This window comes from Pseudomonas helleri (assembly GCF_001043025.1).
Lineage (GTDB): Bacteria > Pseudomonadota > Gammaproteobacteria > Pseudomonadales > Pseudomonadaceae > Aquipseudomonas > Aquipseudomonas helleri.
The window spans coordinates 329,117-352,539 of record NZ_JYLD01000001.1 but is presented as its reverse complement, the minus strand read 5'-3'; the positions used below and the strand labels follow the sequence as shown (position 1 = coordinate 352,539).

Annotated in this window: 21 protein-coding genes; 14 read left to right on the top strand and 7 right to left on the bottom strand. The window is 59.6% G+C overall.

All coding sequences use genetic code 11. The annotated features are described in order from the left end of the window. Positions 1-6: 6 nt before the first annotated feature. Together TU84_RS01500 and TU84_RS01495 are read left to right on the top strand one after the other, a co-directional pair. Complete coding sequence (locus TU84_RS01500; RefSeq protein ID WP_048366728.1) at positions 7-282, top strand: polyhydroxyalkanoic acid system family protein; 276 nt, start codon at positions 7-9, stop codon at positions 280-282. Positions 283-412: 130 nt separating this feature from the next. Beyond that, complete coding sequence (locus TU84_RS01495; protein ID WP_048366727.1) at positions 413-1,156, top strand: phasin family protein; 744 nt, start codon at positions 413-415, stop codon at positions 1,154-1,156. Positions 1,157-1,254: 98 nt separating this feature from the next. On the opposite strand, the gene TU84_RS01490 is transcribed toward TU84_RS01495, so the two are convergent. The 6 genes from TU84_RS01490 to TU84_RS01465 form a co-directional block, all read right to left on the bottom strand. Then, the gene (locus tag TU84_RS01490; RefSeq protein WP_409348652.1) at positions 1,255-1,626 is read right to left on the bottom strand and encodes a gamma-butyrobetaine hydroxylase-like domain-containing protein; all 372 of its coding nucleotides are present in this window, start codon (positions 1,624-1,626) and stop codon (positions 1,255-1,257) included. A 75-nt stretch (positions 1,627-1,701) separates the two neighbouring features. Then, a complete protein-coding gene (hslU, locus tag TU84_RS01485; protein ID WP_048366725.1) occupies positions 1,702-3,036 on the bottom strand; it encodes an ATP-dependent protease ATPase subunit HslU in 1,335 nt (444 codons plus the stop codon). A 68-nt stretch (positions 3,037-3,104) separates the two neighbouring features. Then, positions 3,105-3,635, bottom strand: a complete 531-nt coding sequence (gene hslV, locus TU84_RS01480; RefSeq protein WP_048366724.1) for an ATP-dependent protease subunit HslV — start codon at positions 3,633-3,635, stop codon at positions 3,105-3,107. A 205-nt stretch (positions 3,636-3,840) separates the two neighbouring features. Further along, positions 3,841-4,536: an SPOR domain-containing protein gene (locus TU84_RS01475; RefSeq protein ID WP_048366723.1), complete on the bottom strand. Its 696-nt coding sequence runs from the start codon at positions 4,534-4,536 to the stop codon at positions 3,841-3,843. A gap of 1 nt (position 4,537) precedes the next feature. After that, positions 4,538-6,274, bottom strand: coding sequence for an arginine--tRNA ligase (argS, locus tag TU84_RS01470; RefSeq protein ID WP_048366722.1), 1,737 nt, complete (start codon positions 6,272-6,274; stop codon positions 4,538-4,540). A gap of 170 nt (positions 6,275-6,444) precedes the next feature. After that, complete coding sequence (locus TU84_RS01465; protein ID WP_048366721.1) at positions 6,445-8,664, bottom strand: primosomal protein N'; 2,220 nt, start codon at positions 8,662-8,664, stop codon at positions 6,445-6,447. A gap of 224 nt (positions 8,665-8,888) precedes the next feature. Here TU84_RS01465 and rpmE point away from each other — a divergent pair, with 224 nt between their 5' ends. From rpmE to TU84_RS01445, 4 genes are all read left to right on the top strand, one after another. Then, positions 8,889-9,113, top strand: a complete 225-nt coding sequence (rpmE, locus tag TU84_RS01460; RefSeq protein ID WP_048366720.1) for a 50S ribosomal protein L31 — start codon at positions 8,889-8,891, stop codon at positions 9,111-9,113. A gap of 5 nt (positions 9,114-9,118) precedes the next feature. Beyond that, positions 9,119-9,955: a thermonuclease family protein gene (locus TU84_RS01455; RefSeq protein ID WP_048366719.1), complete on the top strand. Its 837-nt coding sequence runs from the start codon at positions 9,119-9,121 to the stop codon at positions 9,953-9,955. A gap of 170 nt (positions 9,956-10,125) precedes the next feature. Continuing rightward, entirely contained in the window at positions 10,126-11,394 is a 1,269-nt protein-coding gene (locus TU84_RS01450; RefSeq protein WP_048366718.1) for a malic enzyme-like NAD(P)-binding protein, read from the top strand. A 202-nt stretch (positions 11,395-11,596) separates the two neighbouring features. Next, the gene (locus tag TU84_RS01445) at positions 11,597-12,913 is read left to right on the top strand and encodes a lipase family protein (RefSeq protein WP_157403778.1); all 1,317 of its coding nucleotides are present in this window, start codon (positions 11,597-11,599) and stop codon (positions 12,911-12,913) included. Positions 12,914-12,983: 70 nt separating this feature from the next. On the opposite strand, the gene TU84_RS01440 is transcribed toward TU84_RS01445, so the two are convergent. Further along, the gene (locus TU84_RS01440) at positions 12,984-15,407 is read right to left on the bottom strand and encodes a penicillin-binding protein 1A (RefSeq protein WP_409348651.1); all 2,424 of its coding nucleotides are present in this window, start codon (positions 15,405-15,407) and stop codon (positions 12,984-12,986) included. A gap of 207 nt (positions 15,408-15,614) precedes the next feature. Here TU84_RS01440 and pilM point away from each other — a divergent pair, with 207 nt between their 5' ends. The 8 genes from pilM (at position 15,615) to TU84_RS01400 (ending at position 22,978) form a co-directional block, all read left to right on the top strand. Next, on the top strand, positions 15,615-16,586 hold the full coding sequence (gene pilM / locus TU84_RS01435; RefSeq protein WP_048366716.1) for a type IV pilus biogenesis protein PilM: 972 nt from the start codon (positions 15,615-15,617) through the stop codon (positions 16,584-16,586). Beyond that, positions 16,586-17,152, top strand: a complete 567-nt coding sequence (locus TU84_RS01430) for a PilN domain-containing protein (protein ID WP_048366715.1) — start codon at positions 16,586-16,588, stop codon at positions 17,150-17,152. The genes pilM and TU84_RS01430 overlap by 1 nt, the downstream gene beginning before the upstream one ends. Then, complete coding sequence (locus TU84_RS01425; RefSeq protein WP_048366714.1) at positions 17,152-17,763, top strand: type IV pilus inner membrane component PilO; 612 nt, start codon at positions 17,152-17,154, stop codon at positions 17,761-17,763. The genes TU84_RS01430 and TU84_RS01425 overlap by 1 nt, the downstream gene beginning before the upstream one ends. Before the next feature lie 5 nt (positions 17,764-17,768). Beyond that, complete coding sequence (locus TU84_RS01420; RefSeq protein WP_048366713.1) at positions 17,769-18,299, top strand: pilus assembly protein PilP; 531 nt, start codon at positions 17,769-17,771, stop codon at positions 18,297-18,299. A 12-nt stretch (positions 18,300-18,311) separates the two neighbouring features. Then, entirely contained in the window at positions 18,312-19,673 is a 1,362-nt protein-coding gene (locus tag TU84_RS01415) for a type IV pilus secretin PilQ (RefSeq protein ID WP_048366712.1), read from the top strand. Positions 19,674-19,677: 4 nt separating this feature from the next. Further along, complete coding sequence (aroK, locus tag TU84_RS01410) at positions 19,678-20,196, top strand: shikimate kinase AroK (protein ID WP_048366711.1); 519 nt, start codon at positions 19,678-19,680, stop codon at positions 20,194-20,196. 93 nt (positions 20,197-20,289) lie between these two features. Then, a complete protein-coding gene (gene aroB, locus TU84_RS01405; protein ID WP_048366710.1) occupies positions 20,290-21,390 on the top strand; it encodes a 3-dehydroquinate synthase in 1,101 nt (366 codons plus the stop codon). Between the two features lie 10 nt (positions 21,391-21,400). Beyond that, entirely contained in the window at positions 21,401-22,978 is a 1,578-nt protein-coding gene (locus TU84_RS01400) for an AAA family ATPase (RefSeq protein ID WP_048366709.1), read from the top strand. Positions 22,979-23,423 lie beyond the last annotated feature (445 nt).

Here is a 23,423-nt window from a genome sequence, read left to right as displayed (position 1 = left end):
GCAGCAATGGCAAACATCAGTGTTGAGCGCATCCACACCCTGGGTCTTGAGCAGGCGCGGGTCAAGGCCCGGGAAGTGGTGGGTAAGCTGGAATCTCAGTACGGGCTGAGCCCTGAGTGGTCGGGCGACAAGGTGACCCTGAAACGTTCCGGGGTCGAGGCCCAACTGGAAGTCGATGAGCGCCGGGTCAAAGTGGACGTGAAACTGGGCATGTTGATGTCGGCGATGAGCGGCATGATCCAGTCAGAAATTGAACGCTCGCTGGACAAAGCGCTGGCATAAACCTGTTTTAAACCTGCCTTGAAACTAGGCGGATTAAGGTCTAAACCTGTTACAGGTGAACATGTTGTTCACCTTGATGACGCGGCGCTTTGACTCAAAGACGTCGCGACTGAACATTGAGGGGAACACAATGGCTGCAAAGAAACCGGCTGCACCTGCAAAAGAAAGTCACTCATGGACCGGCAAGATAGAAGAGTACTCGCGCAAGATCTGGTTGGCAGGCCTTGGGGTGTACTCAAAGATTGATGCCGATGGCAGCAAGCTGTTTGACAGTTTGGTCAAAGACGGCGAAAAAGCTGAAAAGCTGGCCAAGAGTGCAGGCAACAAGTTTGTCGATGAAGCCAAGGCAACCACCTCATCCGCGCGTTCACGGGTTGAAGATGTGAAAGACCTGGCGCTGGAGAAGTGGAGCGAATTCGAAGAGGCTTTCGATAAACGCCTGACCAGCGCGATCTCCCGTTTGGGTGTGCCGAGCCGCGAAGAAGTCAAAAACTTGCATGCGCAAGTCGACGTGTTGACCAAACACATCGAAAAACTCACCGCAGCCGCAGCAAAAGTCGCCGCTACCAAAGCCACGCCTGCAAGCAAGCCCGCGCCAGCCAAAGCGACGACCGCCAAGCCTGCTGCAGCCAAACCTGCTGCTGCCAAGCCAGCGGCCGCCAAACCAGCCGCCAAGCCTGCAACGGCTAAACCGGCAGCCAGCGCTGCGGCCAAGCCAGCTGCAAAACCAGCCGCAAAACCTGTCACCAAAGCCCCTGCCAAGCCAGCCGCAAAACCGGCAGCCAAGGCAGCGGCCAAACCCGCCGCTAAAAAACCGGCAGCGGTCAAAAAGCCAGCTGAAGTGAAGGCCCCGGAGCCAACCACCTCATCCTGAGTTGCCCACATCTGGACTGTAGGAGCGAGCTTGCCTCGCGATCTTTTGATCTTTAAAAAGCTCGCGAGACAAGCTCGCTCCTACAGTTGGCCAGGGTGCTACAGCATCAGTTTTACAACCGATTCCGAAGGGTCGCGCGACTTACCGGCTGCTTTGAGTTCGGCCAGGTAGTCCTGCCACAACTCATCCTGGCGTTTCCCCAGTTGGTACAGGTAGTCCCAGGTAAACAGCCCGCTGTCATGGCCGTCATCGAAGGTCAGCTTCAGTGCGTATTGGCCTGCGGGTTCGATCTTGAGCAAACCGACATTGATTTTGCCGAATTGCAGAATGGGCTTGCCGTGGCCCTGCACCTCTGCGGACGGCGAGTGCACGCGCAGCAGTTCGGCCGGCAGGTGGTACTCCTCGCCAGACGGGTATTTGAGGGTCAGGGTTTTTGAGGCTTTGTGCAGGTTGATGGCGCTGGGGATCATGGTCATAACCTTTTGGTCTTCACACAAACACGAAGCCGCTGTCGCAGGCTGCGACAGCGGCTACAGGTGCCCGGCTTACAAGATGTAGCGCGAGAGGTCTTCGTTCTTGGCCAGTTCGCCCAAGTGGCTGTTCACGTACTCGGCGTCAATACGAATCGGCTCTTCGTTCTGGGCGCTGGCGATGTCACCGGCACTGAACGATACCTCTTCGAGCAGGCGCTCCAGCAGCGTGTGCAGGCGACGAGCACCGATGTTTTCGGTTTTCTCGTTAACCTGCCAGGCAATTTCCGCCAGACGCTTGATGCCTTCAGGCTGGAACTCAATGTTCAGGCCTTCAGTTTTCAGCAGTTCGCGGTATTGCTCGGTCAGCGAAGCGTGCGGCTCGCTGAGGATGCGCTCGAAGTCTTCCGGGGTCAGCGCCTTGAGTTCGACACGGATCGGCAGACGACCTTGCAGCTCAGGCACCAGATCGCTTGGCTTGCTCAGGTGGAACGCACCGGAGGCGATGAACAGGATGTGGTCAGTTTTAACCATGCCCAGCTTGGTGTTGACGGTGCAGCCTTCGATCAGCGGCAGCAGGTCGCGCTGCACGCCTTCACGGGACACATCGGCGCCGCCGACGTTGCCGCGTTTGGCAACCTTGTCGATTTCGTCGATGAACACGATGCCGTGCTGTTCAACGGCTTCCAGTGCTTTGGCCTTGAGTTCTTCGTCGTTGACCAGGCGGCTGGCTTCTTCGTCGCGCACCATTTTCAGGGCTTCTTTGACTTTCAGCTTGCGGCTCTTGCGCTTGCCTTTGCCCATGTTGGCAAACAGGCTTTGCAACTGGTTGGTCATTTCTTCCATACCGGGCGGCGCGGAAATATCGACGCCGGCCACGTCGGCCACTTCGATTTCAATTTCCTTGTCGTCCAGCTGGCCTTCACGCAGGCGCTTGCGGAACAGCTGACGGGTGTTGGAGTCCTGCGGTGTCGCCGCCTCTTCGCCAAACGTGCGGGCAGGTGGCAGCAGTGCGTCGAGAATGCGCTCTTCAGCGGCATCTTCAGCGCGGTGGCGGACTTTAACGATTTCTTGCTCGCGCAGCAGTTTGATCGCCGCGTCAGCCAGATCACGGATGATCGACTCAACGTCGCGGCCTACATAGCCCACTTCGGTGAATTTGGTGGCTTCAACCTTGATGAACGGTGCGTTGGCCAGCTTGGCCAGACGGCGCGCGATTTCGGTTTTACCGACACCGGTCGGGCCGATCATCAGGATGTTTTTCGGGGTGACTTCAACGCGCAGCTCTTCAGGGAGCTGCATGCGGCGCCAGCGGTTACGCAAGGCGATTGCAACGGCGCGTTTGGCGTCGTCCTGGCCGATGATGTGGCGGTTGAGTTCGTGGACGATTTCGCGGGGAGTCATGGACATAATAATTGGCGTTCCTCTAGCTGAAGTCAGGTGCATACACGGGCCAGCGCACTGGCCCGGCAGGGGGCTTACTCAGCGAGGTCCTGCTCCTCAATAGTGATGTTGTGGTTGGTGAACACGCAGATGTCGCCAGCAATCCCGAGAGCGGTCTCGGCGATTTCGCGGGCCGGCAGGTCGGTTTTCATCAGCAGGGCGCGGGCTGCCGCCTGGGCAAAAGCACCGCCAGAACCCATGGCGATCAAGCCGTCTTCGGGCTCAACCACGTCGCCGTTACCGGTGATGATCAAGGACGCGTCTTTGTTGGCGACGGCCAGCATGGCTTCCAGGCGGCTCAGCGAGCGGTCGGTACGCCATTCTTTGGCCAACTCGACAGCGGCGCGAACCAGATGGCCCTGATGTTTCTCAAGCTGGCCTTCAAAACGTTCGAACAGGGTGAATGCATCGGCAGTTGCACCGGCGAAACCGGCGATTACCTGGCCGTGGTACAGGCGACGGACTTTTTTCGCGTTGCCTTTCATCACGGTGTTGCCAAGAGAAACCTGGCCGTCGCCAGCCATAACGACTTTGCCGTGGCGGCGAACTGAAACGATGGTGGTCAAGGGAGAGTCTCCACGCAGCGGGGCGAAAATGCCTGATGGAGATACATATGGGGGTTGTAGCGGGTATTTCAACAGCGGGAGGGGAATGCGGATGAATGGAGTGAGAGATTTGGCGCCGACCTTGTGGGAGCGGGCTTGCTCGCGATGATGCCATCGCGAGCAAGCCCGCTCCCACAGGGTTCATGCCCCGGCGGGAGCGCAGGTGTTAGCGGCGCTGCTGCAACAACAGGTTGTTGAAGCCGCCACCAGCCAATTGCTTCTGGGCCACGGTCAGTTGTTCGCGGTTGCTGAACGGGCCGACCAGTACCCGGTACCAGGTTTCGTCTTTCACCGTGCCCGACTCAACCGAAGCGGTTTGGCCGAGCAGGATGATTTGGGCGCGCACTTTGTCCGCATCGGCCTGTTTGCGGAACGAGCCCGCTTGCAGGAAGAACTTGGTCGTCGACGGCGCTTCCTTGACCACGGGTGGAGCAGGCGGTGGCGTCAGGCCGTTCAGGGCAGCTTGAGCCCGCACGGTGTCGATTTTTGCCGCTTCAGCCGGTGTCACCGGCGCCAGAGGGGTCGTTGGCTGCGCAGGTGGGGTCTTCTCCGGCACGGCTTCTGGCGGCACGATCACTTCTGACTCGGGCAGCAAGGTATAGAAGTCGTACTTGGGCTTGACCGGCTGAGTCGGGCTCGGCGGCGTCTTGTTGGCTTCAGCCGCTTGCGAGGTTTTTTGCGCCTCTTGTTTGACCCGTTTGACGTCGTCGCCCTTGCCCGGCTCGAGCTTCATCAGGAACACAATAAACGCGCCGACGGTGAGGCCGATGGCCAGCCACAACCAGCCCGGAATCGGCTTTTTGGCTGGCGCCTGATACCGGCTGGCGCCTCGCTTGGGTGCAGGTTTTTTCTTGGCGGCCAACTTACATGCGCTCCAGAGTTTCCAGGCCCAGCAATTCCAGGCCTTGCTTGAGGGTCAGGCCGGCCAGGGCTGCCAGGCGCAGACGGCTTTGTTTTTGGGCCTCGTCTTCGGCGTTCAGGATCGGGCAGTTCTCGTAGAAGCTGGAGAACAGACCGGCCACTTCGTACAGGTAGGTGCACAGTGTGTGTGGCGTGCCTTTTTCAGCTACGTTGTTCAGCACTTCACCGAATTGCGCCAGTTTTGCGGCCAATTCCTGCTCTTGTGGCGCCGCCAGGACGATGTGCCCCGGTACTTCGTCGAAACGCTTGCCCAGTTTGCGGAACACGCCCGCAACACGGGTGTAGGCATACAGCAGGTAAGGTGCGGTATTGCCTTCAAAGTTCAACATCAGGTCAAAGTTGAAGCTGTAATCGCTGGCGCGGTGCTTGGAGAGGTCCGCGTATTTCACCGCGTCGATGCCGACCACCTTGGCGATGGCGCGCAGTTCTTCTTCGGCCAGCTCAGGGTTCTTCTCTTTCACCAGGGTGTAGGCACGTTCCTGGGCTTCGGTGAGCAGGTCGATCAGTTTGACCGTGCCACCGTCGCGGGTCTTGAAAGGGCGGCCATCAGCGCCGTTCATGGTGCCGAAGCCCATGTGTTCCATTTCCATCGGGTGGGTCACAAAACCGGCCTTGCGTGCCACGGCAAACACTTGCTGGAAGTGCAGGGCCTGACGCTGGTCTACGAAGTACAGGGCGCGGTCGGCCTTCAGTACACCGCTGCGGTAGCGGATGGCTGCCAGGTCGGTGGTGGCGTACAGGTAGCCGCCGTCTGCCTTGACGATAATCACCGGCAACGGCTCGCCTTCGGCGTTTTTGAACTCGTCGAGGAACACGCACTGCGCGCCGTTGCTTTCTACCAGCATGCCTTTGGCTTTGAGGTCGTTGACCACGTTGATCAGGTCGTCGTTGTAGGCGCTTTCGCCCATCACGTCGTCCATGGTCAATTTAACGTTCAGCAGTTCGTAAATTTTCTGGCAGTGCGACAGCGAGATGTCTTTGAACTTGCTCCACAGCGCCAGGCAGTCCGGGTCACCGGCTTGCAGCTTGACCACCAGGCTACGGGCGCGGTCGGCAAACTCAGGGGACTCGTCGAAGCGCTTTTTGGCGGCGCGGTAGAAGTTTTCGAGGTCAGACAGCTCGTCGCTGGTGATCGGGTTTTCTTCCAGGTAGGCCATCAGCATGCCGAACTGGGTGCCCCAGTCGCCCACGTGGTTCTGACGGATCACTTCGTCGCCCAAAAACTCCAGCACCCGTGCCACGCCGTCACCAATGATGGTGGAGCGCAGGTGGCCTACGTGCATTTCCTTGGCCAGGTTAGGCGCGGACATGTCGACAGCGGTGCGCTGATGCGGGCCGGATTTGCGCACGCCGAGCTTTGGGTCTGCCAGTGCAGCGTCCAGGCGCGAGGCCAGGGCCTGAGTGTTCTGGAAGAAGTTGAGGAAGCCGGGGCCGGCGATTTCGACCTTGCTGATTTGCTCATCGGCCGGCAGCGCGGCAATGATTTTTTCAGCCAGATCGCGTGGCTTCAGACCGGCAGGTTTGGCCAGCATCATGGCGATGTTGCTGGCGAAGTCGCCGTGGGTTTTGTCACGGGCGTTTTCCACCTGAATCGCTGGCGTCAGGCCTTCAGGCAACACACCTTCTGTGACGAGTTGAGCAAGGGCTTGTTGAATCAGCTGGCGAATGGTGTCTTTCATGGTCTTCTCTTTCGACCGCAAGCGCGGTAGCGCTTCAGTGCGCAGGTGGAAAAACTGGGTATTGTCCGCTAACGGAGCGGCAAGCTGCAAGCCTGTGGGAGCGAGCTTGTCTCGCGATCTTTTGATCGTTTAAAAGATCGCGAGACAAGCTCGCTCCTACACGGTTTGGATCAATACAAATCAACCGGGTCCACATCCAGTGACCAGCGGACTTGTCTGCCGCTGGGCATTTGTTCAAGGATCAGCAGCCAGTGGCTCAGCAGCCGATGCAGCGGCGCGCGGGCGTTGGCTTGTAAGAGTAGTTGAGCGCGGTAGCGTCCGGCCCTGCGCTCCATTGGCGCAGGCACGGGGCCCAGCAGTTCGATACCGTGCAGGTTCAGCTCGCCGAGCAAACGCTCGGCCTCGCTGCAGGCTTCATCCAGGAACCCTTCGGCTTGCCCCGGCTTGTGCGCTTCGGCGCGCAACAGCGCCAGGTGCGCAAAGGGCGGCAAGCCCGCAGCCCGGCGCTCGCTCAAGGCCTGTTCGGCGAAGGCAAAATAGCCTTGCTCGGTCAGTTGAATCAGCAGCGGGTGGTCGGCCAGGTGGGTCTGGATAATCACCCGGCCGGGCTCTTCGGCCCGGCCCGCACGGCCTGCGACCTGTACGATCAATTGCGCCATGCGTTCGCTGGCGCGGAAGTCGCCCGAGAACAGCCCGCCGTCAGCATCCAGAATCGACACCAGCGTCACCCGTGGAAAGTGGTGGCCCTTGGCGAGCATTTGCGTGCCCACCAAAATGCACGGCTGGCCTTTCTGGATGGTGGCAAACAGCTGGTTCATCGCGTCTTTGCGTGACGTGCTGTCGCGGTCGACCCGCAGCACCGGGTAATCCGGGAACAAAATCGCCAGCCGCTCTTCGGCCCGCTCGGTGCCTGCCCCTACAGGGCGCAAATCAACCTTGGCGCATTGCGGGCAATTGCGCGGCACGCGCTCGACGTAACCGCAGTGATGGCAGCGCAATTCGCCTGAGCGCTGATGAACGGTCATGCGCGCGTCGCAGCGCTTGCACTCCGACATCCAGCCGCAGTCATGGCACAGCAGGGTCGGCGCGAAGCCGCGACGGTTGAGAAACACCAGCACTTGCTGGCCCGCCGCCAGTGTCTGGCCGATGGCTTGTTGCATCGGCCCGGAAATACCGCTGTCCAGTGGGCGACTTTTTACATCCAAGCGCAGGAATCGCGGCTGTTTGGCTCCGCCTGCACGTTCATTCAAACGCAGCAAACCATAGCGGCCGGTGTAGGCGTTATGCAGGCTCTCCAGCGAAGGAGTGGCTGAGCCGAGCACGATCGGGATGTTTTCTTGCCGTGCCCGCACCAGCGCCAGGTCGCGGGCGTGGTAGCGCAGGCCTTCCTGCTGTTTATAAGAGCCGTCGTGTTCTTCGTCGATGATGATCAGCCCGGGGTTTTTCATCGGGGTGAACAGCGCCGAGCGCGTGCCAATAATAATGTCGGCCTCGCCGTCGCGGGCCGCGAGCCAGCTTTCGAGGCGCTCGCGATCATTGACCGCCGAATGCACCAGTGCGATACGGGCGTTGAAGCGCTGCTCGAAGCGGGCCAGGGTTTGTGGCCCCAGGTTGATTTCCGGGATCAGCACCAAGGCCTGTTTGCCGGCTTCGAGGGTTTCGCGGATTAACTGCAAATACACTTCGGTTTTGCCGCTGCCGGTCACGCCCGCCAATAAAAAGGCATGGAAGCTGTCGAACCCGGCGCGAATCGCCTCGCAGGCGGCACGTTGCTCATCGTTGAGCGGCAGCTCGGGCTGGGCCAGCCAGCGTTCATGGCGTGCACTGGGCGCGTGGCGGCGAATTTCGACCGTCACCAGCTCTTTGGCCAGCAACAGGTCGAGGCTGTCCTTGTTCAGCTTTAATTTGCTCAACAGCTGATGGGCCACGCCGTGCGGGTGCTGGGCGAGAGTGGCCAGGGCCTCGCGCTGGCGCGGGGCGCGGGCGATACGCGGGTCATCCAGCTTGGCGCCGGGGGCTATCTGCCAGAAACGCTCCTGGCGCGCTTCGGCCAGTTCGCCCTGGCGCAGCAGCACGGGCAGGGCCCAGCTCAGTGTGTCGCCCAAGCTGTGCTGGTAATACTGCGACGTCCACAGGCACAGCTTGAATAGCGAGGCGGGCAGCGGTGGCGTGGTGTCGAGCAGGGCGATGGCCGGCTTGAGCTTGTCGGCCGGGACTTCGCTGTGATCGACCACCTCGACCAGAATGCCGATCATTTCCCGTCGCCCGAACGGCACCCGCAAGCGCATGCCAGGCTGTAATTGACTGCGCAGCACGCCCGCAGGCGCCCGGTAGTCAAACAGGCGGCGCAAAGGGGAAGGCAGGGCAAGGCGCAAAATGGCGTCGGGCACGCGGGGCTCTCAAGTGGTCGGCGTTCAATATGGCCGGGAGCCTAGCAGACAACGCGCCCGGAAGCAGGTTCGGGGTGGCTGAAAACCCGTAGATGAAGATCAAGAAACAGCCGACCCCCGGTGCTTGCGTCTGTTTAAAGGTCTGGTATCATTCCCGCCCTAAATTTACGTGCGGTATTCAACAATGGTGTTGAGTGGCGGCACGCTAGCCTGAGGAATACCCCATGAAAGCCGATATCCATCCAGCGTACGAAGTGATCGAAGTAACTTGCAGCTGCGGCAACAAGTTCGAAACTCGTTCTAACCTGTGCAAGCCACTGGGTACTGACGTATGCAACGAGTGCCACCCGTTCTACACCGGTAAGCAAAAAACTCTGGACGTTGGCGGTCGTGTTGATCGCTTCAAGACTCGTTTTGGTGCTTTCGGCGCTAAAAAAGTCGCCGAGTAAGGCACATGACCTTGGCCAGGCTTTTGGGTCTGACCGGGTTAATGAAAAAGGCGTCCCTTGTGGGCGCCTTTTTTGTGCCCGCGATTTGGTATTCCGTCGCTCAGGCGCAGGTACTGTGCCCGGCGCCGCGCGCGCTCACCTACGCGCAGGTGGAACGCGTGGTCGATGGCGACTCGCTGCGGCTTAAAGATGGCCGCAGCGTGCGCCTGATTGGCCTCAATGCCCCGGAAACCGGTAAAAAGGGCCGCCCTGACGAGCCGTTTGCCGATGCCGCACGCAAACGCCTGCAAGCACTGGTCGCGCAGAGTGACGGGCGTGTCGGCTTGCTGCCGGGGTTGCAGCCGCAAGATCGCTATGGGCGTACTCTGGCCCATGTTTTCGGCGCCAATGGCAGCAATTTCGAAGCACAGTTGCTGGCCGATGGCTTGGGGTTTCAAGTCGCCCTGGCGCCTAACGTTGAACTGCTCGAGTGCCAGCAGGCCGCCGAGCAGCGTGCCCGTGCGGCCACGCTCGGGTTGTGGCGACAATCGCCGGTGCTGGCCCCGCAGCACATTAACCGTTCGGGCTTTGCGCTGGTCAGTGCCAAGGTCACCCGGGTGCAGCGAAACCGTGGTGGCCTGTGGATTGATCTGCAAGGCGGGGCGGTGGTGCGCATTGCCCCTGAGTACTTGAGCAATTTCGATCAGGCAGCGCTCAACCGCTTGCAGGGCAAGCAAATCGAAGTGCGCGGCTGGGTGCTGGATCGTGCCCGGCGCGGTGGTTTGAAATCAGGGCAGGCGCGCTGGATGCTCTCACTGACGCATCCGGGAATGATAAAAACCATTTTGAATGTAAAGTTGTAGACAATTTAATATTTAAATTGTGGACATTCAGCCCTTCTAGGTCGCGGCTCTTGGCCCAAAGTCGTAGGGTAAAGCCCTTGACACTGCTGACTGGTCAGTCTTGTCGGGACTTTACGACACGCGTATGCTCGGCGGTCCGTCGTCCAACAGAAAAAAAGCGGAATGCCTATATGTCTGATTTGAAAACCGCCGCTCTCGAATATCATGCCCAGCCCCGCCCGGGGAAACTGAGCGTCGAGCTCACCAAGCCTACTGCGACTGCCCGCGATCTAGCGCTGGCATACAGCCCGGGTGTAGCCGAGCCAGTACGCGAAATCGCCCGCGATCCTGAGCTGGCCTACAAGTACACCGGCAAGGGCAACCTGGTCGCCGTAATTTCTGATGGCACCGCAATTCTGGGCTTGGGCAACCTCGGCCCGTTGGCGTCCAAGCCGGTTATGGAAGGCAAAGGCGTGCTGTTCAAGCGCTTTGCCGGTGTGGATGTGTTCGACATCGAAGTCGACGCCGAAAGCCCACAAGCTTTCATCGATACCGTTAAGCGTATTTCCATCACCTTCGGCGGCATCAACCTCGAAGACATCAAGGCACCTGAGTGCTTTGAGATTGAGCGCGCTCTGATCGAGCAGTGCGACATTCCGGTTTTCCACGATGACCAGCACGGCACCGCGATCGTGACCGCGGCCGGCATGATCAACGCCCTGGAAATCGCTGGCAAAACCCTGCCAGAAGCCAAGATCGTGTGCCTGGGCGCAGGCGCAGCGGCCATCTCCTGCATGAAGTTGCTGGTGAGCATGGGCGCCAAGATCGAAAACATCTACATGATCGACCGTACCGGCGTGATCCACTCCGGCCGTGACGACCTGAACCAGTACAAAGCGGTGTTCGCTCACGCGACCGAAAAACGCACCTTGGACGACGCCCTGCAAGGCGCTGACGTGTTCGTAGGCCTGTCCGGCCCGAACCTGCTGAGCGCTGAAGGCCTGAAGTCCATGGCGGCCAACCCGATCGTGTTTGCATGCTCCAACCCGGATCCAGAGATCTCTCCGGAACTGGCTCACGCCACCCGTAGCGACGTGATCATGGCCACTGGCCGTTCGGACTACCCGAACCAGGTCAACAACGTGCTGGGCTTCCCGTTCATCTTCCGTGGTGCTCTGGACGTTCGCGCCAAGCGCATCAACGAAGAAATGAAAATCGCAGCGGCCAACGCACTGCGTGAACTGGCCAAACTGCCAGTGCCACAAGAAGTGTGCGACGCCTACGGCGGCATCAAACTGGAATTCGGTCGTGAGTACATCATCCCGAAACCAATGGATAAGCGCCTGATCACCCTGATCTCCGATGCCGTGGCTAAAGCCGCTATCGAGACCGGTGTGGCCACCCTGCCGTACCCGAAACACTACCCGCTGAAAAGCGTGGATGACGTCTTCAACGGCTAAGCCCGCGTAGCGTCAAACCAAAAGCCCCGGCTCGCAAGAGTCGGGGCTTTTTGCGTTAAGGGGGCTGAAAGCGATTATTTGTCTCTCAAGTATTTCTTGTGTATTTCGAGAATTTTCCTACATCCATCCCCGGCACTATCCGTTAGCGTCTGCTCTCCTTTTTTGACTCCAGCCCAAGACGCCTTCTGATATGCAGACACCAGTGCCTGATCTCCTGAATACCTGTCTTCAATTGACCGATGAACAGGGCCAGCGTCACCACGATGGCCTGGACGCGACAGGGCGCGGAGCAATCAACGGAGTATTGCGTGCTCAAAGCCTCATGTTGTCGGGCGCAGGCCAGCAATGTGCCCTGAACCGCTACCAAATGGCCTTGGTGGCCGCGCACGGCGGCGGCATCCTGGAGGCTGCCGCGTCTGAGCGTCATGGCTATCGTCCGCTGTACCAGAACGTAGCGTATTCACAGCGTTTTCAGCCGGTGCCGGGGGCCTGCGACCAGCTGTTTATGGCCCATAACCCTGAACTGTTGCTGATCGCCGTTCGCGATCCGCGCCCGGTGGCGGCCTTTTTGGAGGATGGCGATCTTGAGCCGGTGCCCTTTGCAGAAGGGGCAGGCCGCGTGCATCGGGGCTTTTACCATGCTGCCAAGCGCCTCTATGAGCGCGTGAGTACGTGCCTGGATAACGGCTTCGACGGGCATAAAGTGTTGATGTGCGGGCACGGCGTAAGTGGCGCCATCGCGCTGATTCTGGGGCAGATGCTGCGCCATCGTGACGTGCAGCTTTATACCTACGGCGCCCCCCGTGCGGGCGACGCGACCTTTGTTCGAGCGGCACAGTCGCTGACGCATTACCGCATGGTCCACCATCACGACCCGTTGCCCAGCCTGCCGGGCAGCTGGATGAACACCCGGCTGTCGACGTATCACGGGCACGCCGCGCAGAGCTTTAACCATACGCCGCCTGAGCTGGGGGTGTTTGTGGCGGGTCTCAGTGCGCTGACCGGCGAGCTGTACCAGCATCACGGAGCCTTGTGCCACTTCATGCCGCTGGCGTCCGGGCAGGAGAGTGCGCACCTGATGTGGGCACCCACAAGCGATATCGTGACCCAGCATGCGCTGAGTCTTTTGGTGTTTGAGAAGGTGCGTGACAGGCCCGAGTGCGGCGGGATGGTTGGGATCGGCCTTGGGGAGTCGTTGGGCGTAGACAGCTATGTGGCGAGCAGTTGGGCTGCATTGCAGCGCTCACAAGCCGCACTAGAAGCTCGTGAGCCCGAAGTGACAGAAACTGAAGTGAGGGCGGTTGATCTGGCGTTTGAGCATATTGGCCAGCAACTGCGTAGCCGTTATCAGGCCGTGGTGAGTGAGGTGTATGCGAACCCGCATGAGCAAGAACGCATGATCAACCTGTTGATGCGTGAGCTGAGCCGGCTCCACATCACCCGCCAGCGCTTGTACAGCTTGAGGTTCAAGGTGCCAAGTGTGGCTGAAGTGTATGGCGACTGTGTTCAGCAGCCCTAAACAAAAGGGGGTTAGCTGCAAGCGGCTTCAAACTTGCCGTTTGCAGCTAACCCCCTTGGCGCTCTCTTCGTCAGAAGAGATCTATTGGCGCCCCGTCTTCTGCTGGCAGCGGGCTGCCCGGTGCCGGGGTGCTGCCCAGTTCGCTGTTGGTCGGCGGTGTGTCTTCGCTTTTAAACAGTTCGAAGTAGGCGCCCGGTGTGCCCGGTGAGGCAATGCGGCCGCTGGCCGGGTCGATGCGCAGGCTGAGGATGCCTTCCGGTTCGGCCTGGGTGTGAGCAGGCTTGCCTTTGAGCGCGCCGCCCATGTAGCTCATCCAGATCGGCAGGGCCACGGTGCCGCCGTACTCGCGACGGCCAAGGCTCACGGGTTGGTCGAAACCGGTCCATACGGTGGTCACGTAATCGGCGTTGTAGCCCGAGAACCATGCGTCTTTGGACTCGTTGGTGGTACCGGTTTTGCCTGCCAGATCAGTACGGCCCAGCGCCAGGGCGCGGCGGCCAGTGCCGCGTTTGATCACGTCCTGCAGCATGCTGGTGAGGATGTAAGTGGTGCGCCCGTCCACGATACGCTCAGCGACGGCCTGGGTTTCTGCGGTGGGCAGGCCGGGCGCGGCGTTGATGGTGTCAATGGTCAGCGCGGCGGCCTCTGCAGGCACGTCTTTGCTGGCGTTTTTCGGAACGCTTGGCGGGTTGGCCACGAACAGGGTTTCGCCGTTGCGGCTTTCAATCTTGTCGATCAGGTACGGCGTGATTTTGTAACCGCCGTTGGCAAAGGTGCTCCAGCCGGTAGCGATTTCCATTGGCGTCAGGGTAGCAGTACCCAAGGCCAGCGACAGATTGCGCGGCAGGTCCTGCTTGTTGAAGCCGAACTTGCTGATGTAGTCGATGGTGCGGTCGACACCCAGGCTTTGCAGGGTGCGGATCGACACAAGGTTGCGCGACTTGTACAGCGCTTCACGCAGCGGGATCGGGCCGAGGAAGGTGTTGGTGTCGTTCTTCGGGCGCCAGACCTTGTCCAGGTACTCATCGACAAACACGATCGGTGCGTCGTTTACCAAGGTGGCTGCGGTGTAGCCGTTATCCAGGGCGGCGCTGTAAATGAACGGTTTGAAGCTGGAGCCCGGTTGGCGTTTGGCCTGGGTGGCACGGTTATAGTTGCTTTGCTCGAAGGCAAAACCACCCACCAGTGCACGAATGGCGCCGTTGTCCGGGTCAAGGGATACCAGCGCGCCTTGCACGTCAGGGACCTGGCTGAACTTGTAGGTGCCGTTGGCTTGCGGTTGCAGGCGAATCAAATCGCCAACTTGCGCCACATCCGAAGGCTGCTTGGGCATGGGGCCCATGCTGTTGGTGTTAATGAACTTGCGCGCCCATTTCATGCTGTCCCACGGGACGTGAGCCTCGCCGTTACGGGTCAGCACTTGCAGGCCGTCTTTGTCGACCTGGGTCACGATGGCCGGCTCAAGCCCGCTGATAGTGCGCTGCTTGGTCAGCTCCTGAGCCCAGGCCGACGGGGATTTGCCGGCAAAGCGTGCTTCGGGGCCGCGATAGCCGTGGCGCTGGTCGTAGACCATCAAGCCGTCTTCAACCGACTTGTTGGCCAGCTCTTGCAGGTCGCTCGGGACGGTCGTGGTGACGCGATAACCTTCGGTGTAGGCCTCGCTGCCATAACGGCCGACCATTTCGGCGCGGGCCATTTCAGCGATGTAAGGCGCGTTCACTTCTGGCGTTGGCACGTGGTAGCTGGCGTTCACCGGCTCGGCAATCGCGGCTTCATAACTGGCCTGGTCGATTTTGCCCAGCTTGTACATGCGGCCCAAAATCCAGTCGCGGCGTTCTTTACTGCGCACCGGGTTGGCCAGCGGGTTGAAGCGCGAAGGGGCTTTTGGCAGACCGGCAATCATGGCCATCTGCGCCAGGCTCAGGTCACGGATCGACTTGCCGTAGTAAACCTGCGCAGCAGACTCGATGCCGTAAGCGCGGTTACCCAGGTAAATCTTGTTCACGTACAGCTCAAGGATCTCGTCCTTGGTCAGCTCGCGTTCGATTTCCAGGGCCAGCAGGATTTCGTTGGTTTTGCGTGAAAAGCTCCGCTCACTGGTGAGGAAATAGTTCTTCGCTACCTGCATCGTGATGGTGCTGCCACCCGATTGTATGTGTCCGCTTTTTACCAGCTGGCTGGCGGCACGCATCAAGCTGCTCGGATCAACCCCGTAATGATTGGCGAAGTTGTCATCTTCTGCCGAGAGCAGTGCATTGATGAAATTGGGCGGAATGTCGGCGAACTTGATCGGAGAACGGCGCATTTCGCCAAACTCTGCAATCAATTTCCCGTCGCTGGTGTAGACCCGCAAAGGAATCTGCAACTGGATGCTTCTCAACGACTCTACGGACGGCAAGCCAGGACTAAGATAGAGAAACGCGCCGCTGAGCACGAGCAAAAGCCCGCAGACCACGGCAACGAAAGACCACCCGAAAAACTTCAGCAGACGAATCAAGGCTTTTGGATTTCCAGATTAAGAAATGGGTTTGCACGTCAGGGTAGTGCGCATGCTGCGCCGGGTCGACGATGCGGAAAAAAACGCCCGGCATTATAAGCATTTTTCGGCTGCCAGCGTCATGGGCCGCATGTCAGAACGGGTTATGAACGGATCTCATTTTTTACCCTCCGTAAGTCACGGAATGCATTAGGGAAAATCACAGTGCCCGGATATTTTTGTAAAGCCCGCCAGCGGTATGTGGGTGTCGACATTGGCTCGCACACGATAAAAATTGTCGAATTGAGCCGTTCAAACGGCCCCTTCCAGCTGGAGGCCTATGCGGTTGAACCGCTGCCCGCCACGCTTATGGACGATCAGACCAGCGCCGAGCCGAAAAGTGTCGCCCAGGTGCTGCTCAAGGCGCTGGGTGCCGCTTCGGTGTCGGCGAGCGAGGCGGTGGTGGCGCTGCCGGACACGCACGTCATCTGTAAACACCTTGAGGTGGACGCCGGGCTCAGCGACGACGAGCTGGAGCTTTATGTGCGGCTAGAGGCCGAGCAATACATTCCGTATGCCCTGGACGAAGCCGCCCTGGATTTCGACGTGCTGGGGCCTTCACTGAACAATCCCGAACAGCTGCACGTGCTGCTGGTGACGTGCCGCCAGCACACCTTGGCGTGGTACGAGGCGGTGCTGAGCCAGGCCGGGCTCAAGGCGCGGGTGGTCGCGGTTCAGGCCCATGCGCTGGCGCGGGCGATTGAAGGCGCAACACCGACGGTCGCTGAGGCGCAGTTGCCGGTCACCGTGGCTGTCATTGACGTTGCGGGCCACACCACGCTGCTCAGTGTCGTGCACCAAGGGCAGGTCCTTTACGCCCGGGAGCTGTTGTTTGGCGCCGATACGCTTGAAGAGGGCGCATTTAATCCGGGCGCGCTGGAGCAGGTAAAGCGTGGTCTTGAGCAATACGCCGAATCAGCTGTAGCGCCTGCCGTGCAATCGCTTTGGTTGGCGGGGCCAATCGGCGCCGGCAGCGCCCTGAGTGCCTGGTTTGAGGCCCACCTCGGGCTGCCCGTGCACGTTGCCAACCCGTTTTCGCAAATGACCATTAGCCCTTTGGTTACACCTCAAGCCTTGCGTTGCGATGCCCCGATGTTGTTGACTGCCTGCGGTCTGGCCTTGAGGGGGTTTGATTAATGGCGAGCATCAACTTACTGCCGTGGCGCACCCTGTTGCGAGAAAAACGACGTAAGCGTTTTGTAGTCGTACTGATCGCGCTGTCAGCGGTGGCGGTAGGCGGGTTGTTTGTGATCGACCACTTTATTGACCGGGCCGTTGAACGGCAGCTGGCGCGCAACGACTTGATCAGAAGCTCGATGGTGCAACTGGATGGTCGTGCCGAGCAGATCGACCAGTTGAAAGTGCGCCGCGAGCAATTGCTTGAGCGCATGCAGACCATCGAAACGCTACAGGGCAACCGGTCTGACAGCGGGATCATTTTGGAGCAGTTGGCGCGCAGCTTGCCCAAGGGCGTGTTTTTCACCGACGTAAAAATGTCTGACCAGACCCTTGTGATCACCGGGGTTGCGCAGTCCAACAGCCTCGTTGCCGAGCTGATGCGCAATCTGGACGCCTCGCATTGGCTTGAAGCGCCGGTGCTGATCGACGTGCAGGCAGGTTCCAGTCCAAGCGAAGGGCCGCAGCGCTTGTTCCAAATGAGTGTGCGCCAAACGCGGCATGCCCATACCGGCGCCCAGTTCTGATGGTTGCTCAGTGGCTGGCGCGCTTGAGCCATTTTGATTTGCGAGACCTGAGCGTTGAGCGTGTCAGTAATGGTCCGCTAAAGCTCAAGGCCTTGGTTGCACTGTTGTTAGTGAGTGCAGTGCTGGTGATGGGCTACGGGCTGATGCTGCGGTCGCCGATTAAACAGCTTGCCCAGCAGCGTGATGCCGAAGCGGCGCTGCACAGCGAATTTGTTGCCAGGGCTGCTCAAGTCGCGAGCCTGGAAGCCCAGTTGCTGTCGATGCATGAGCTGGAAGCGGCGTTCAGCGACGTCTTAAAGCAACTGCCTGCTCAGGCCCAAGTGCCCGGCCTGCTGGACGACATGTCTCGTCTCGGCCAGACCAGCGGTTTGCAGATCGAGCACATTCAGTGGTCGCCCGAGGTGTTGCAACCGTTCTACGCCGAACTGCCGTTAAAGCTGGTGCTGATTGGCGGCTACCACGACCTGGGGCATTTCGTCAGCCAGTTGGCGGGCCTGCCGCGCATTGTCACCCTGCATGACTTTACCCTCACCCCACTCAATGAGACAAACGACGGCCAGTTGCGCATGACGCTGCTGGCCAAGACCTACCGCACCTACGATCAAGGATAGATCCTATGAGTGTTGGCTTTCGGCTACTCGGTGCCTGCTGTCTGGCGGGCCTGACGGGCTGCGATCACGCGCACAACCTTGCGCAACTGCAAGCCTCTTTAAAGGCAGTGCCGGCGGGCCCGGTCGCCGTTATGGCGGCTGTACCGCGTGTCGAGCCTCCTGCTGTGGTGGCGTATGCAGCGGCGGGGTTGCGCAGCCCTTTTCAGGCGCAACTTGACGGCGGAACAGGGCGTTGGCAGCCCAGCTTGCTGGTGGCCGAAGACCTGGACAACGACCGCCCCCGGCATTTTCTGGAGGGGCTGGCCCTTGAGCACTTCGAGATGGTCGGCACGTTTTCCAATGAGCACGGGGACAACGCCCTGTTGCGCGCTAATGGGTTGGTGCACCGTTTAAGGGTTGGTGACTACCTGGGGCGCAATAACGGGCAGGTTGCCTCGATCAATCGCGCACATGTTGAAGTGTTTGAAGTGATTTCAGATGGTCAGGGCGGTTGGCTGGAAAGGTCCCTGAGCATCCCTTTAAAGCAGCAGTCTTAACGGATAAACACCATGAAAAGGATTTTCCCGGTCTGTGCACTGGCGCTATGGAGTGCGCTGAATTCGCAGGCAGCGCTGGCCATCGCCCAGCATCAACCCCCGTTGTCAGTAAAACCCCCTGTCGTGGCACCGCCCCCGGTGTATGTCGGGGAAAAGGTCTCGCTGAATTTTCAGGCCATTGAAGTGCGCACGGTGTTGCAGTTATTGGCCGAATTTACCCGGTTCAATCTGGTGGTCAGTGATGCGGTGCAAGGCAGCATTACCCTCAATTTGCAGGAGGTGCCGTGGGATCAGGCGCTGGACCTGGTGCTGGCCAGCAAAGACCTTGGCAAGCGCCTCGAAGGCAATGTGCTGTTGATAGCCCCTGCTGAAGAAATCGCCGCCCGTGAGCGGCACGAATTGGAGGCGCACAACCACCGGGCTGAGCTGGCGCCGTTGCGACGCGAATTGGTGCAGGTCAATTACGCTAAGGCCAGTGACATCGCCAAGCTGTTCCAGTCCGTTACCCACGGCCAGGACGGCATGGGCCCGCGAGGTTCAATCACCGTCGATGAGCGCACCAATAACATCATCGCGCTGCAATCGGACGAGCAGTTGGCCGAACTGCGGCGCATCGTGGCGCAACTGGACGTGCCGGTTCGTCAGGTCATGATCGAAGCGCGTATTGTTGAGGCCGGGGTGGATTTTGAACGCCATCTGGGGGTGCGCTGGGGTGGCACCTTGAATGCGGGTGGCAACTGGAGTGTCGGCGGCACGGGCGCCGGGGCGGGCGAGATGAGTGCGCCCTTTGTCGACATGGGCGTCAGGGGCAATACCTCGGGCTTGGGCATCGCCTTTATCAGCAATAACGTCTTGCTGGATCTTGAATTGAGCGCCATGGAAAAAACCGGCAATGGCGAAATCATCTCTCAACCCAAAGTGGTCACGTCCGACAAGGAGACCGCCAAAATCCTTAAAGGCACCGAAATTCCATACCAAGAGTCCAGTGCCAGCGGCGCTACCTCGGTGTCGTTCAAGGAAGCCTCCCTGTCGCTGGAGGTGACCCCGCAAATCACGCCGGACAACAGCGTCATCATGGACGTGGTGGTGACCAAGGACGAGCCGGATTACATGAACATGGTCAATGACGTGCCGCCGATCAAAAAGAACGAGGTCAACGCCAAGGTGCTGGTCAAAAATGGCGAAACCATCGTAATCGGCGGTGTTTTCTCAAATACTCAAAGCAATGTGGTAGATAAAGTGCCATTTTTAGGCGATCTGCCGTATGTTGGCCGACTTTTCCGTAAAGACGTTGTGCTGGAAAAAAAATCCGAGCTGCTGGTGTTCCTTACTCCGCGTATTATGAGCAACCAGGCGATTGCTGTGAGTCATTGATTCTGTGCGAAATTTGATTCTTGTTGGGCCCATGGGGGCTGGTAAAAGCACCATCGGACGTTTGCTGGCCAAAGAGCTGCACCTGCCATTTAAAGATTCCGATAAGGAAATTGAAGTGCGCACCGGTGCCAATATCCCGTGGATCTTCGATAAAGAAGGCGAGCCAGGCTTTCGTGATCGCGAGTCGGCCATGATCGCCGAGCTGTGCGAGGCCGATGGCGTGGTGTTAGCGACCGGCGGCGGTGCCGTGATGCGCCCCGAAAACCGCAAGGCGTTGTGGGCGGGCGGGCGCGTGGTGTATTTGCATGCATCGGTTGAACAGCAGGTTGCCCGCACCGCGCGCGATCGCAATCGGCCCTTGCTGCGCACCGCCAACCCCGAGAAAACCCTGCGCGATTTGCTGGCCATGCGTGACCCGCTTTATCGAGAAATCGCCGACCTGGTGGTAGAAACCGATGAGCGGCCGCCACGAATGGTGGTTCTGGATATTCTCGAGCGGCTGGGGCAGCTGCCTCCCCGTTAAAGTGCGCCACGAAATGCGTTATCCTCGGCGCCGACCATGACCGCGCAGCGGCATGCCATCACTTGATAATTGCGAAACAAGGCACGGGGTTTCATGCAGACACTGAAGGTTGATCTAGGCGAGCGTAGTTACCCAATTCACATTGGCGAAGGTTTGTTGGATCAGCCCGAGTTGCTGGCCCCGCACATCGCTGGCCGCCAAGTGGCGATTGTGACCAATGAAACCGTTGCGCCACTCTACCTCGAGCGTCTGACGCGCAGCCTCGCGCAGTATTCTGTGGTGCCGATCATCCTGCCGGATGGCGAAGCGCACAAAAACTGGGAAACCCTGCAACTGATCTTTGATGGCCTGCTGACCGCCCGTCATGACCGTCGCACCACCGTGGTCGCCCTGGGCGGCGGCGTAGTGGGGGACATGGCCGGTTTTGCGGCGGCGTGCTACCAGCGCGGCGTCGATTTCATTCAGGTGCCGACCACCTTGCTGTCCCAGGTCGATTCGTCGGTCGGCGGTAAAACCGGCATCAACCACCCGCTGGGCAAAAACATGGTGGGCGCGTTCTACCAGCCCAACCTGGTGCTGATCGATACCCAAACCCTCAACACCTTGCCTGAGCGCGAGTTGTCGGCAGGCCTGGCAGAAGTCATCAAGTACGGGCTGATCTGCGACGAGCCGTTCCTGACCTGGCTTGAAGACAACATGGATGCCCTGCGCGGCCTTGATCAACAGGCCCTGACTGCAGCGATTTACCGTTCATGCGAGGCCAAGGCCATCGTTGTGGGCGCTGATGAACGCGAGTCGGGTGTACGCGCTACGCTTAACCTGGGCCATACATTTGGCCACGCGATCGAAACCCACATGGGCTATGGCGTGTGGTTGCACGGCGAAGCGGTGGCAACTGGCACCGTTATGGCGCTGGAAATGTCCGCACGTCTGGGCTGGATCACTGACGCCGAGCGTGACCGCGGGATTCGCCTGTTCGAGCGCGCCGGCTTGCCGGTGGTGCCGCCTGCTGAAATGAGTCCGGCTGATTTCATGCAGCACATGGCAGTTGATAAAAAAGTGATCGACGGTCGTATGCGCCTGGTGCTGTTGCGTCGCATCGGTGAAGCGACAGTGACCGACGATTATCCACAAGAGGTTCTACAAGCCACGCTGGGTGCGGATTACCGCGCGCTGGCTCAGCTTAAAGGTTAATAAGATCCCGATGACTAGTTTGCATGCCGACGAGGCGTTCCTCGGTCACTTCCAGCTGAACCATGACCCGTTCGCCCCTCGGGTGCCGGGTTTCAAGTTTTTCCCTGCACAGCGCAAGCCCGTGCTGGGGCAATTGCACCATCTCGCCCGTTACAGCCAGTTACTGCTGGTAGTGACCGGCCCTGAAGGCAGCGGCAAGACCTTGCTGCGCCAGGCACTGGTGGCCAGCACCAACAAGCAGTCGGTACAGAGCGTGGTGGTATCGGCGCGCGGTGCAGGCGATGCGGCGGGTATTTTGCGCCAGGTGGCACAAACCCTGAACGTGGCCCGGCCTGAAGTCGACGCGATCCTCAAGCAAGTGGTGCAATTGGCCCTCACCGGTCAAGAAGTCTACTTGCTGGTCGATGATGCCGAGCAGCTCGACGACTCAGCTCAGGAAGCCTTGCTGGGCCTGGCCGCCGGTACGCCTGAAGGCCGTCCGCATGTGTTCCTGTTCGGCGAGCCGTCGATGATTGCCGGGCTTGAGCAGCTCAGCGGTGATGAAGAGCGCTTCCACGTCATCGAATTGCAGCCCTACACCGAAGAAGAAACCCGCGAGTATCTGGCTCAGCGCCTTGAAGGTGCAGGGCGCGGAATCGAACTCTTTAGCGCTCAGCAGATCTCAGATATACATGAGAGCTCTGGAGGCTGGCCTGGCATCATCAATCAGGTCGCCCGCGATGCAATGATCGAAGCCATGATTGCCAGCCGTTCAGCGGTCAAGCGTCCAAGTATGGGGTTCAAAATGCCGAAGAAGCACGTATTGGCCATTGGTGCCGTTGTGGTCGTGGCGGTTGCCGCAGCTGTGTTGATTCCTGGCCGGGGCAAAACGCCGACCGCGCCAAACGCTGAACAGGGGCAATTGCCGCTGGGTCAGGCCACGCCGAAAAATGGCGCCAACCCGTCGATTGATTTCGCCGGTTCTTCCCAGCCGATGCCGTTGCCGCTGGTTGGGCAATCGCAACCGGTCATGCGTGGCCCGCTGGCGGAAGCAGCCGGTGGCATTACTGAAGGCGACGACGGCGGTGCGCCTGCGGTCGACGGCGGTGTGGCCAACCCGCCAACCGTCACCACCACCGCGCCACCTGCGGGTGTACCGTCTGGCCCGGCGCCTGCGCCTGCGCCGCGTCCAACACCGGCTCCAGCGGTGGCAGCGAGCAAACCTGCACCTGCGCCAGCCGCCAAGCCCGCTCCGGCCCCGGCTCCCAAGCCTGCCGCCAAACCCGCAGAGAAGCCGGTGACTGTGGCCAAGGCTGCACCGGGCGGTAGCTGGTACGCCAGCCAACCGGCCAGTAACTACGTCGTGCAGATCGTGGGCACCAGCTCTGAAGCGTCGGCGCAAAATGTCGCCAAAGAGTTGGGTGGCGAAGCCCGTTATTTCAAGAAATCCTTGAACGGCAAGCCGCTGTACGTCGTGACTTACGGTAATTTCCCAAGCCATGCCGCCGCTACTGCGGCAATCAAGAACTTGCCAGCGAAGACGCAGGCTGGTAAACCTTGGCCTCGCACTGTCGCCAGCGTCCAACAAGAACTGGCAGCAGCTCGCTGATGAGACGGCGACTTTACCCAGGTCGCCGTTCTAGGCTCTGCACGAAATGTATCTGCGCTCGGTTATGCGGCGTTGAAAACAGGCTCGGAATGCTCATTTACAACCCGTAAACTCCGCTTCCTCGCCTGTTTTCGCCTTGCCTAACCTACGCTCGAAAACATTTCGTACAGACCCTTACCCATCAAAATATTCGCCCAGCATGCGACTTAATCGAGTCGCATGCGTTGTGGTGTCTGCGCCGTGCGGCGGTCAACATCAAAAATGTTTTGACTAGCACGAGCAATCGCTTTAAACCTTCATCAATGCGACATAAATTTACGGTTAATCGCCGCTTAATTTGTGGGTCTTTGCGACGGTGTGTAAAATGGCCACCCTTTTGCTACCGCTAAGCTGGCGTACGTTCAGCGCGGAAAGCAGGTGGTTGAATTAAAAAGAAATTTGCCCC

Excerpts from the sequence above, each read along its gene's own strand:
- TU84_RS01500 (WP_048366728.1), top strand. The coding sequence starts at position 7 with ATGGCAAACATCAGTGTTGAGCGCATCCACACCCTGGGTCTTGAGCAG.
- TU84_RS01495 (WP_048366727.1), top strand. The coding sequence starts at position 413 with ATGGCTGCAAAGAAACCGGCTGCACCTGCAAAAGAAAGTCACTCATGG.
- TU84_RS01490 (WP_409348652.1), bottom strand. The coding sequence starts at position 1,626 with ATGATCCCCAGCGCCATCAACCTGCACAAAGCCTCAAAAACCCTGACC.
- hslU (WP_048366725.1), bottom strand. The coding sequence starts at position 3,036 with ATGTCCATGACTCCCCGCGAAATCGTCCACGAACTCAACCGCCACATC.
- argS (WP_048366722.1), bottom strand. The coding sequence starts at position 6,274 with ATGAAAGACACCATTCGCCAGCTGATTCAACAAGCCCTTGCTCAACTC.
- rpmE (WP_048366720.1), top strand. The coding sequence starts at position 8,889 with ATGAAAGCCGATATCCATCCAGCGTACGAAGTGATCGAAGTAACTTGC.
- TU84_RS01455 (WP_048366719.1), top strand. The coding sequence starts at position 9,119 with ATGACCTTGGCCAGGCTTTTGGGTCTGACCGGGTTAATGAAAAAGGCG.
- TU84_RS01450 (WP_048366718.1), top strand. The coding sequence starts at position 10,126 with ATGTCTGATTTGAAAACCGCCGCTCTCGAATATCATGCCCAGCCCCGC.
- TU84_RS01430 (WP_048366715.1), top strand. The coding sequence starts at position 16,586 with ATGGCGAGCATCAACTTACTGCCGTGGCGCACCCTGTTGCGAGAAAAA.
- TU84_RS01425 (WP_048366714.1), top strand. The coding sequence starts at position 17,152 with ATGGTTGCTCAGTGGCTGGCGCGCTTGAGCCATTTTGATTTGCGAGAC.
- TU84_RS01420 (WP_048366713.1), top strand. The coding sequence starts at position 17,769 with ATGAGTGTTGGCTTTCGGCTACTCGGTGCCTGCTGTCTGGCGGGCCTG.
- TU84_RS01415 (WP_048366712.1), top strand. The coding sequence starts at position 18,312 with ATGAAAAGGATTTTCCCGGTCTGTGCACTGGCGCTATGGAGTGCGCTG.
- aroB (WP_048366710.1), top strand. The coding sequence starts at position 20,290 with ATGCAGACACTGAAGGTTGATCTAGGCGAGCGTAGTTACCCAATTCAC.
- TU84_RS01400 (WP_048366709.1), top strand. The coding sequence starts at position 21,401 with ATGACTAGTTTGCATGCCGACGAGGCGTTCCTCGGTCACTTCCAGCTG.